Below are 9,957 nucleotides of genomic sequence, written 5' to 3'. Positions count from 1 at the left end.
CTGTAAGGCGGCAACAACTTGCTCAGCACGGCTTCTTTTCGCTCATGGGAATAACGGGCCACATCGGTGTCCTTTACCGCCTATCTGGGGAAAACTGGAGGGTGACAACTATCCTGCCAGAGGGGGCGTGGCTGCAGTTAAAAATTGGCAATCAACGCGCAGCGCTCTCTATTCATCGTCATTTAGATTTTTTTATGTTGATCGATGAAACGTGGGGGGTGATGCCGCCCCCTGAGCACCTGCTGATGCAGGTAGGAATAGGCGGTATACGGCGAGCTCGAGTTCCCCTGCGATGGCTCGCATCAGTGAGGGGTTATGTAATCAGTGATGCGTTGCTGGAAGAGCATGTTGAACGTGATCGAATCCGACAAATTATGACGGAATTATCGTGCGACGCGGATAGCACGTTGTTAAGCGGTTACCAAGCTGAGTTAGAGAAGCGAGTAAGCATGGGCACTCTAAAGCTTCGCTCGTTGCGTGCATGCCTACGTGCCGCTGTAGACCTTCTTCATACGGCGAAGTCCGAGGGAAGGGGCATCGTAGAGCAGCATCAAATCGACATTCTCCTGAAAATTAAGCCAGGGATTGCAGCCAATCTCTGGGGATTCATTTCGTTTTTAAATGCGCGAAGAGGGGGATTAGCCGTATTGGTCGTGGACAAGAAAAAAATCGAAATAAGCCGGCGTTCCAAACTCGAGCTTCAGATGATCAAGCTCGCTATCGCGGCAAGATCAGGCAGTGATGTTCAGCGCACATGGATAACCCAATCCTTGGTTTACTTTCACCGTTTACATCCCGCCCCTTCTAGCGAGGTGACATCGATTCCTGATCCTGAGGGCAATGGTTACTCGGTGACCCTGGCAGGAGTCACCTATTGGATTCCGGATCCACGCAGCCTTTCGCTCGTACAGGCTAAAGATCTCTAGGGAAAAAGACTCCGAGTTTCTCAAAGTTATTTTTGAGGCAGGTGAAATACAGGATCTCATCGTCTGCGTTTTTACTGTGGTTGAATGACACACATGGATTTCGTAGGTTCCCGCGGAAAACGCGAAACTTTCCTTGGTGACGGCGAATCATGGCAAGGATTTGCTTCACTTCTACCCTTGCTGACGGCAGGGAGAGCTCGATAAGAAAGCCTTGGGATTTCTCTTCCGCGGGCTCAGCATCGGTCTTCGCAGTGCCGAGAGGGCGCCTTTGTGTTTCGAATAAGTAAAAATGGCGTTCGCCGCAAATGATCCGGACGATTTGCACACCACGTAAAATTTTGAGCTTGGGTTCGAGATAAAGCCATTTGCTCTGCTCTGGAGATGCCTCATCTTCATCGTCGAACTCTTTCAGCAGAACCAATTTCGCAGGTCCGACGGTGCCCCGCTGGCCATCGAGCGTTAGCCATTCAACTCGATCAATAACGGTTGGGTATGCGTTTCTCAATGCGCAGAGTGCCTGCCACACGTCTGTGAGAACGCCCGATGACTCCCACGGTTGTACATCCACAATTTCCGCTTTACCGACACCAGATCCCCGCTCACCAGGATCGCCAGCAGAAAGCACATCGGCATCACCTGTAGGTAGGATTTTTTTTCCACGCTCACCAGGTTTGCGCTGAATGCGCTTGTTGATAGTCCGACGCTCTCCGAGTACTTCAAAGCTTTCATGAAGAAGGATATGCGTTCCTATATCGGGATCGGAGGCCTGGTCATTAGTCAGCTCAGCCTTTTGGTCCAGAGGAAGAGTTTTTGTCGGACGTTTGATGAAGAACCCACCATCATCTTCATTGTCGTCGCTCGGTGCTTCGGTGCTGTAGTCGGGCCGGTACACCTCAAGTTCTGGGCCGAGTGGTTCGCTCGCTCCGGTGAGACGCAGGCAGAGAAACGTTTTCCGACCATTAATCCAAAACCCTCGCGCCCTCACTTTCGCAAGGCCGGTAAACCAGGGTGCAATTTTTAGATCACCAAATGGAGCCGACAGATTCTGCGTGCCGTTGAAGGCCGACTCCAGGTCCGCGTATAGCTTTTTGCACTGATAACGGGCGTACTCGTCATGCCGCATATGAGCGAGAAACACAGCCTCGCTTTCTCTGATTTTGGGCTGCAGCTTCACGACGTTCTTTTCCCAGGTCTCACTATGGTCAAAGAAAAATCGCTTTTGGACCTCGTCCCAAGGGTATGTCGTGAGAATTCGACTGGTTTCGGAGCTACGGCCATAAAGACGTACTAACAGTTCCACGCATGGAATTAGCACAGTTTCATCACCTGTGCCTTTGAATGCGATCAGCCATGAGTCTACGGAACTCGGCAATTCGTAGGTGCTGTAGGCGGAAGTGAGTCCCACTTCCGTGGCTTGTACGAATTTCCATTTGTTCGGGGTGAAGTCCAGATACTGCTCTGGAAGATTTTCCATCTGGGTGTCTGAGCTCAACGAGCCTTCACGCCAAACGGTCCCGATCTGAAAATAGCTTAGGTATGGCAACCCGATGGGGACCGTGTGAAAGCTTCCCAGCTGCCCCTTGGAGTCAACGCTGCGAAAATGCACATTTACCAGAGGAACAGTTCTTTCTCGGGCATTCGGCGTGAACGATCCATACCACAATACAAGTAAGTCACCTGTAAGGTCCTTGAAGCGTCCGGCCAGACTGATCTGCGGTTTGGGATAAGTAAATGCGCAGCGGTTGACCGAATGCAACCAGGCAGGCTCCAGCCTAAAAGGAGCTTGATCGTAAAAATTTAATGTTAAATCTGACAAGAACCACCTCAAATTTACATCCGCAACAAGGCCGCGCTGCATGCCTCCTGCACGGAACATTGCATTTGTGCCTCAGCCCATCACAGATTCTGCTTCATACGTAAGGCAAACAATTCTTTGCCTTAATGCCGATTTCAGCCGGTTAAGCAAAATATTCTTTGCTTTACAGTAATGACGACAATCCACTGCTGAGAAATTTTGGAATCAACCGTTGACCAACGCGATCGTGCAAATTGGCGGGTGTCCACATTCCATGAAATGTGGACACCCGCCAAGGAGGGTCAAAAAAATAGTCAATCAATTCGTTACTGTGGTGGATACGAAAGGCGTGCTGTAGGAGAAAAACTCCACCTGCTCAGTCCGATGGACACTCCATTTTTTTGTATAACCCTCTGGTCTTTCTCGTACTGCAGCATGCGTGAGTACCAACCGCCTCTTGGCACGAGAAACTCCTACAAAAAATGCACAGCGATTCGCATCTTGATCACCGAAGAAAATTTCGTTATCGACGGCCATGATGATGACGGAATCGAATTCCAATCCTTTGCTTTTATGGATGGTTAAGATTCTGACTGCTTGATCGTCCGAGAAGCGCAGCAGTGCCTTGGGAAGCTCAGGCTCAAGCTTAAGCAAATCTTCAATGCGAGTTCTTGTGTCGCGCAATACTTCCCCTAACCGATCCTGTGATTCGTAGTCGGGAGAGAGCGCAGTCAGCGTCTCTAAACCAATATGCTGGAGAAGAGCTTTCGCTGTTTCCCACCATCCCTCGAATGACTCACCGATTAAGTCCGCTATCGCGACGTTCTTACGCTGTATTTTGATGAACCGGCCTAGATCCTGCCGCACACTGGCCTGTAATTCTTCATCGGCGTATGGAATCAACTGGTCCATCAGTCTTATCCACGCCTTGGGCTCGCGCTGGCCATAAATGCACAATAGGTAGTCCACAACTAAGCGCGCAGCAGGCTCAACGGTGATGTCCTGCATATGCTGTTCATTTCGGTAAGGGATGCCCCGCGCCTCCAAGGCGCTCATCAGTTGAAGGGCGTATTGGTCAAGGAGTTTGGACACCAAAATAGCGATTTGAGAAATAGGTACTGACTCTTTTCGGACCCATTCAGAAATCAGATCCGCCAGGCTCTCAGCTTCCATTTGGCTATTTTCATACCTATAGGCGAACACCTCGCCTTCGTCTCCCTCAAGCTGGTCGTCAGTCATGACCGAGGTTGGGTCAAGCACTCGGATAATCTCATTCTGCATTCGCAGTAAACGGGGTTTGGAGCGAAAATTGCGATACATATTGAGGGGAATCGCATTAAAGTCTTCGGCAAACGTCTTAAAAATTCCGTCAAGTGCGCCTGCCCAACCCATAATTTTCTGCTTGGTATCCCCAACTGCTGTCAGTCGAATGGATGTGCCAATGAATGCAGTTTTAATCAGCTGATACTGCTGATCAGTGCAGTCTTGGAATTCATCGAGAAAGACATCGCTGTAAGTTTGCCGAATCGCATTTCGCGCGATGGCGGATTTCTCGAGTATCTGAATAGCCAGTGGAACGAGATCACCGAATTCGATCTGCTTACGGCTAATTTTTCTGTCACCGATTTTGTAGCTAGGATCGAGACTATCGTTACCTGTTAGCACGGGCCGAAATCTATCGATGATACGTTTTGCAAAGGCGTGGAACGTGTGGCTATCGAAGCGTGACGAAAGGTCGGTCCCGCAACGGCGCTGAACACGCTCCTTGAGATTTTTACTCGCATCTACCTTGAAGGAGATTGCCAAAATCCGCTTCGGATACCGGCAGGTGCCGGTTCTTAACAGGAAGTCTGCGCGCTGAGCGAGCATTTCTGTCTTGCCTGCTCCAGGACCCGCGGTAAGAGCCAGGCAGCGCTCTTGTTCCCTCGCAGCGAGGGACGCGTTCGGTTCGAGCGTCAGGCCATCTGCTGGTTGCCACGCTTCAACAGAAATCACTCAGGAAGCTCCTCAAGCATAGCGATGACAGAGTCGGCCAAGTCATTGAGTGACTTAGGCATTCCAATAAGCAATTGTTCATCGGTGAGCTTGGCCAGCGCCTCAAGGTGTGCTGCCGGCTTGCTGCCTAGCTTGAAGCTTTGATGGTAAGTGCCAAATAATTTCAGCTCTTCAGCGGTGTATTGGGCTGAGTTGTGGTGGCTTTTTCCCAAAACCGCCTTGATTGTCTGGGCATCTGGATCTTCTTTAACCACCTGGTAGGCATTTGGGTAAGCAAGAAGCATTGCAAAATCCAGGTCCATCGGGAAAGAGAAGAAAACACTACGCTCTTTCAATGCGACGAAAATATCCGATTTGCCTTCATCAAAAAAATGATGGGTGCGCACGGGTATGTTGTCATCGTTCCATGGCGAGATTCGCCACTCTTTGGGGAGCACCTTTGCTGGTTCGTATTGGGCGAACTGATCGTTCACGTATTTTATTCGCCCCCATCCGGCCGCATAACGAGCAACATCCAGGTCCAAGAGCGTCACATAAGGTATTTGTAGTGCTGACAGCAGGCGCCAGAAGTGATTCACATGTCTGCCACCCAGTGGCGCGATCGTGATCGCTGACTCATCCACCGGTATGCCTTTTGCGCGGAGCAGGCGGGGTAAAACGATCTCCTCACTATCTCCTTCACCCAAGACAACCAATCGGGAAAAATAGACTTCCGGAAATGCTTGAACGGCCTCACGCACATACTTGTGAGCATCGTCAGTCTTTTCTGGAAGCTTGACACACATGACTCGCGTTTGCCGGGCCTCCGTTAGGCGGAGGTAGCGAATGTGTTCCGGCTCCACTCTGCGCAGCATCGATGGCGCATGCGTAGCTATCAACGCCTGAGCATCGGGATGTTTCACCATCGAGTTCAAGGCGTTGACGATTCGGCCCAAGTAATGGGGAGAAAGACTGTTCTCTGGTTCCTCAACGGCGATGAGGGTAAAAACAGGTGGCCGCAGTCTGTCAGGATCGAAAGACGTATTTTCTCCAGACAAGACTGCCCGGCCAATAGCCTGGGATGAAAGAACCAATGACAGATAGAGCATCGACTTTTGGCCGTCGCTCAAGCGGGCAAAGTCGACGAGATTGTCGTCGTGCCCAGGAGAAAAGGAGACGGACAAATGCCTAAGAAGAGACTCGATTTCAGAGGCTACGAACGTAATTTTGGGATCAGTGAAGAAACGACCTTTATGCAGCTCGCCCCAAACAGCTCTGAGACTGGTGCTGAACGCGTCAATGCAAGGGTTGGCAGATAAGCTTTCGCTGATCTGATCAGTGAGCTCCTTGATAGTGGATCGCTCACTGTCCCATTGCACTGAGCGCAAAATCCGCCCGAGTAATGCATTGGCGCCATAGGCGATGTGATCGGCGGGGTCACGTCTGGCTGGAAGGTAGTGAACGTGTATGTGGTTGCGTTCCGGACGTGCAACCTGTGCCGTGTTGAGTGGAGTTCCCTCGGTGTCCACATCAAGCACATACACCAGGCTTTCTTCAATATCGCCATCTATGCCCATAGTTGCTTCGAGGCGATAGCGAACACGTGGAATACCATCCAGCTCATCAAGGCGCATGTGGCCGAAATGGGGAGCAACGGTGCTGTTATCCTCGTCTTTGGTCAGCTCGAGAAAAAGGAAGTCGGCTTCTATCCAGAGCTTTCGCTCTTCTGGTGCTTCAACTTCGATGTGTGGGACATGGAAATCTGAGCGCTGGACGCGACGCAGTGACGGATCGAAAGCGAAAAGTCGGCATAGAGCTTGTAGAGCAGCCGTTTTACCCGAGCCATTTGGACCAATCAGATAGGTGATTTTGTCAAAAGTCAGCTCTGTAGGTTCCACGCCAAAGGATTGAAAGTTAGACAGGCGTATAGATTGTAATTTCATAATCGACTGGAACATCCCTTCCATATTCAGCTTTGGTTCGCTTCCGAACCCCCGCCGCCTAATCTCCCACAGTGGGTGTCAAAGTGCCATATAGACGAACGAATAGGGCTAGCGAAACCATAAGCTCAGCGCTCGTTTCACGCCGCATGGGGCAACCTGAAATCTGAATCGCGGTTGCCCCATGGAAACTCAGGTGGGTTTGATGACCTAGCGATTGGCTTCGGCCTTTCATCCGGTTTCACCGTTAGCGAGGCGGTTGAATGAGAGCGACGTAGGTGCAGAGAAGGGTGATGAGGATGCTCGTGAAGGTGATTGTGTTGGCGTAACTGGAGAGGAATGATTCCATATTGGTTTTTCGGTAAGGGCACCTTGAAGATTGCCCAGGTTAAAAAACCTTTTCAAGCTCACGATGAGGCGTGGGTGGGAACATTACAGTCCCGCAGGCAGGCGCCCCATAAACGTAAGTTGAATAGCTTCGGAGAGGTGCGGAATTACGGTCGGGCCGAGACTGGACTCAGAAGGTCCAGCCCAGGTACAAGCACGCCGAAATTGTCAGAGGCTTAGACGAAGTGCCGAGTTCTCTGCAAAATCCTGGCTATTAAGCCGGCCTCAGCTGGAGACACCCGTTGTTTGGGAAATGCCAGCACTTTACGTTCAGTCAGCGGGAACGCTCTCGCAGATTCGATGAACGCGGGTAGAGGTAGGTGCGACTGATCTTTGGAGTCATATGCGTCAAAGCTGAGCGCCAACTGTACTCCGGCTTCATGCTGGCCCGCTTCGTCAACGTTCTTCATAAAAATACTCCACAATTCCTAGCAGCAAACCGGATCCGCTAAATGCCGCGGGAGGATAGTCCCTGTACGATGAGAGATTCAAGGGTCGGAATAGCTTCTATTGTGACGAAAGCGACGGGATGCGCTTCCCTGGAGTGCATATTTCCTTCGGCATTTTTCCGCCCCTGCGGGTGAGCAGAGAAAAAACGTAGGAATCGAGAGGGAGCTACCCCGTCGAACGGCATCACTCTGACCTTATCTATCTCGTTTTCATTTTCAGTTATAGCATCCTCGTGTAGCTTGGTTGCGAGGCTCTTTCTGTAGGGTTCAAGGAAATAAACCTCTCTGACGCCAGCTGCAACGATGTGCCGAGCACACGAGTGACAAGGATAGGTGGTGACAAACAACTTTCCACCCCGAATTTTTCCCCCATCGGTACCGCCAGCACTTAGCAACGCATGCATTTCGGCATGCACAGCTCTCGAAAACTCAATAAGGCTCTTGAGCTGTGATTTTTTCCGGATTACCTGATAGACCTGTTCGCGTTTGTCTTCCTCGATAAGGCCTTCGCTGGCCAGGAGATCGACAATTGCGTTGGACATGACCCTTTTTTCTTGGTCATTGGAGCAAAAGCCACCATTTAGGTTCCAGCAGCGCCGATCTTCATCGGGTGAGCTGCCATATGTCTCAGTTTGATAAAGCCCACCGAATGCCTTGGGTACATCGTTCCAGCCGGTGGCGAGAATCTCCCCATCAGCACTGGTGATTGAGGCTCCTACCTGCCGGGAAAGACAAGCCGAGTTTCTTGCTGCTGAGAACGCTGCATACATCGCCCGCTCATTCAATGTTGGAGTCGCAATCACCGTTCCCAGCATGAGGTCAAGAAAGCGTTTTACTCGACCTTTACGATGTGTATCGGTAGTTTTTTCAACGCGTAGGAAGAAGTCAGCTTGAGGGAATGTGTCTTCGACCCGCTGACCGTGGTCGATCTCTTCACCAGAATCTCTATCGATTAGATCATGGATGTGATCGCCTGGCCCTTTAGTGCGTTCGAGTCTGGCGATCCGCATCTCAATGGGTGAATACACGCCTACAACATGGAGCATATCTCCGTATACGGAGCGCAGGAGCTTCAGCTCGTCGATATGTTTGATCGAGTCGATGATATGGCAGTATCGAACAGTGACCTTAGGCACGACAGCTGATGCTGGAGTTTCGAATAGGTCAGGTTCATGACTTTTTTCTGATTCTTGCTGAGCCTCTTCGCGTTCCAAAGTGATTCGCCTTATCGCGAATCGAGCCAGGATTTCGTTGCCATACTCCGCGCGGAGCTCATTTCCCGCTTCGATTAGATTGCGTATCGTTTTTTCAGAGGCCAAGGTTTTTTGCTTACGAATTTCATCACTTAGCCTGATGATGTTTACTTTTTCGTAGCTATAGTCATGGCCAAGCAGGAGTTCTTGAAAAGTCTGCGCCACGTCGTGCAGGGGGGTACCCATCGGACCGCAAAGAGCAATGACGATTTCAGGTGTGATGGTCTTCCCAATTGCACCTATGTCGTCGAAATGCCCGCTTTTGTCGCTATTCGCTGAAGCTATGAGCCGAAAGTCTGGTGCTGCCATAACGAGTCCCTGTCAGGTAGTGCGCGTTTGGCTTGATCATCGCATACTGCCATCACTTGTACGCAGTTTCGCGACGAAAGAATGAGTCGTGATCGATTCGTAACTGTATTACTCACCGCGGCTTGGACGCCGAAGAGTCGGATTACAGTCGAACCAGCGCTACAGGGTTCACTTTAGGCTATTTTTGACACCCCTATGCCTGCAAACGTTAATACTTCCACTCCAGCATAAAATGGATACCTTATGCATAGCCTTCTTCTTGGAAATGGCATTAATCGTGTAGCGATGCAGAGAGGTTGGAACGAAATTCTTCAGGAGCTAGCTCTGGCATTTGATGGTCTGGATTTGGTCCCCGGCATTGAATCAAAGCCACTGTCCATGTTCGTAGAAGAGTTATGTGCCAGATCTAATCTTTCATTCCAGAAAGCTGAGCATGCTGTGAAGGTTGAGTTCGCCAGACTGCTCAAACAAATTCAGTCAGTCGAGGCTCACGAAAGAATTTGTAGTCTATTCAGTGTGATCATGACCACAAACTATGATTTCACGATTGAGGAGGTCTTTGCAGGACCACTCCACTCCCCTACGTTCCTTGCGCCTGAATCGAGATACAGCCTCTTTCGCCGGCATACCGCCGGCACGAAGGATGTGTGGCATGTGCATGGTGATGTAGCCCGACCTGGTTCAATGGTTCTAGGGTTTGACCATTACGCTGGGTACCTGCAAAAAATCCGCAACTACGTAACAGATTCGGTCGAGGTCAAAGGTCATCCACACGGACGCGTTGGAAGTCCGGTAAAAGCCCCCTCTGGCAGGATAGTTGTCACCCTCCAGTTTTCCCCAGATAGGCGGTAAAGGACACCGATGTGGCCCGTTATTCCCATGAGCGAAAAGAAGCCGTGCTGAGCAAGTTGTTGCCGCCTTACA

General features: G+C 50.6%; 7 protein-coding genes. 2 read left to right on the top strand and 5 right to left on the bottom strand.

Features of this window, described 5'->3' with window-relative positions; translation table 11 throughout:
- The coding region (locus TX24_RS29875) for a hypothetical protein (protein WP_208604740.1) at positions 1-926 on the top strand (926 nt) is incomplete at its 5' end.
- Here the strand turns inward: TX24_RS29875 and TX24_RS29870 are convergent.
- The 5 genes from TX24_RS29870 to TX24_RS29850 form a co-directional block, all read right to left on the bottom strand.
- On the bottom strand, positions 913-2,802 hold the full coding sequence (locus TX24_RS29870; protein ID WP_157255588.1) for a hypothetical protein: 1,890 nt from the start codon (positions 2,800-2,802) through the stop codon (positions 913-915). The two genes, TX24_RS29875 and TX24_RS29870, sit on opposite strands and share 14 nt — an antisense overlap.
- Before the next feature lie 237 nt (positions 2,803-3,039).
- On the bottom strand, positions 3,040-4,716 hold the full coding sequence (locus TX24_RS29865) for a UvrD-helicase domain-containing protein (protein WP_057712076.1): 1,677 nt from the start codon (positions 4,714-4,716) through the stop codon (positions 3,040-3,042).
- Positions 4,713-6,638, bottom strand: a complete 1,926-nt coding sequence (locus TX24_RS29860; protein ID WP_057712079.1) for an ATP-dependent nuclease — start codon at positions 6,636-6,638, stop codon at positions 4,713-4,715. Before TX24_RS29860 ends, TX24_RS29865 begins: the two co-directional genes overlap by 4 nt.
- Positions 6,639-7,198: 560 nt before the next feature.
- Positions 7,199-7,432 (bottom strand): hypothetical protein, encoded by a 234-nt coding sequence (locus TX24_RS29855; protein WP_057712075.1) that lies wholly within the window; start codon positions 7,430-7,432, stop codon positions 7,199-7,201.
- 38 nt (positions 7,433-7,470) lie between these two features.
- Positions 7,471-9,033, bottom strand: coding sequence for an anti-phage dCTP deaminase (locus TX24_RS29850; RefSeq protein ID WP_057712074.1), 1,563 nt, complete (start codon positions 9,031-9,033; stop codon positions 7,471-7,473).
- Positions 9,034-9,276: 243 nt separating this feature from the next.
- Here TX24_RS29850 and TX24_RS29845 point away from each other — a divergent pair, with 243 nt between their 5' ends.
- Complete coding sequence (locus TX24_RS29845; RefSeq protein ID WP_244175962.1) at positions 9,277-9,885, top strand: SIR2 family protein; 609 nt, start codon at positions 9,277-9,279, stop codon at positions 9,883-9,885.
- Positions 9,886-9,957 lie beyond the last annotated feature (72 nt).

The organism is Pseudomonas lactis (assembly GCF_001439845.1).
GTDB classification, from domain to species: domain Bacteria; phylum Pseudomonadota; class Gammaproteobacteria; order Pseudomonadales; family Pseudomonadaceae; genus Aquipseudomonas; species Aquipseudomonas lactis.
The sequence above is the reverse complement of the archived record's forward strand: the minus strand, read 5'-3'. Positions and strand labels throughout refer to the sequence as shown.

What these genes read in the sequence shown, in the direction of transcription:
- TX24_RS29870 (WP_157255588.1), bottom strand. Translation starts at nt 2,802, where the DNA reads ATGTTCCGTGCAGGAGGCATGCAGCGCGGCCTTGTTGCGGATGTAAAT.
- TX24_RS29860 (WP_057712079.1), bottom strand. Translation starts at nt 6,638, where the DNA reads ATGAAATTACAATCTATACGCCTGTCTAACTTTCAATCCTTTGGCGTG.
- TX24_RS29855 (WP_057712075.1), bottom strand. Translation starts at nt 7,432, where the DNA reads ATGAAGAACGTTGACGAAGCGGGCCAGCATGAAGCCGGAGTACAGTTG.
- TX24_RS29850 (WP_057712074.1), bottom strand. Translation starts at nt 9,033, where the DNA reads ATGGCAGCACCAGACTTTCGGCTCATAGCTTCAGCGAATAGCGACAAA.
- TX24_RS29845 (WP_244175962.1), top strand. Translation starts at nt 9,277, where the DNA reads ATGCATAGCCTTCTTCTTGGAAATGGCATTAATCGTGTAGCGATGCAG.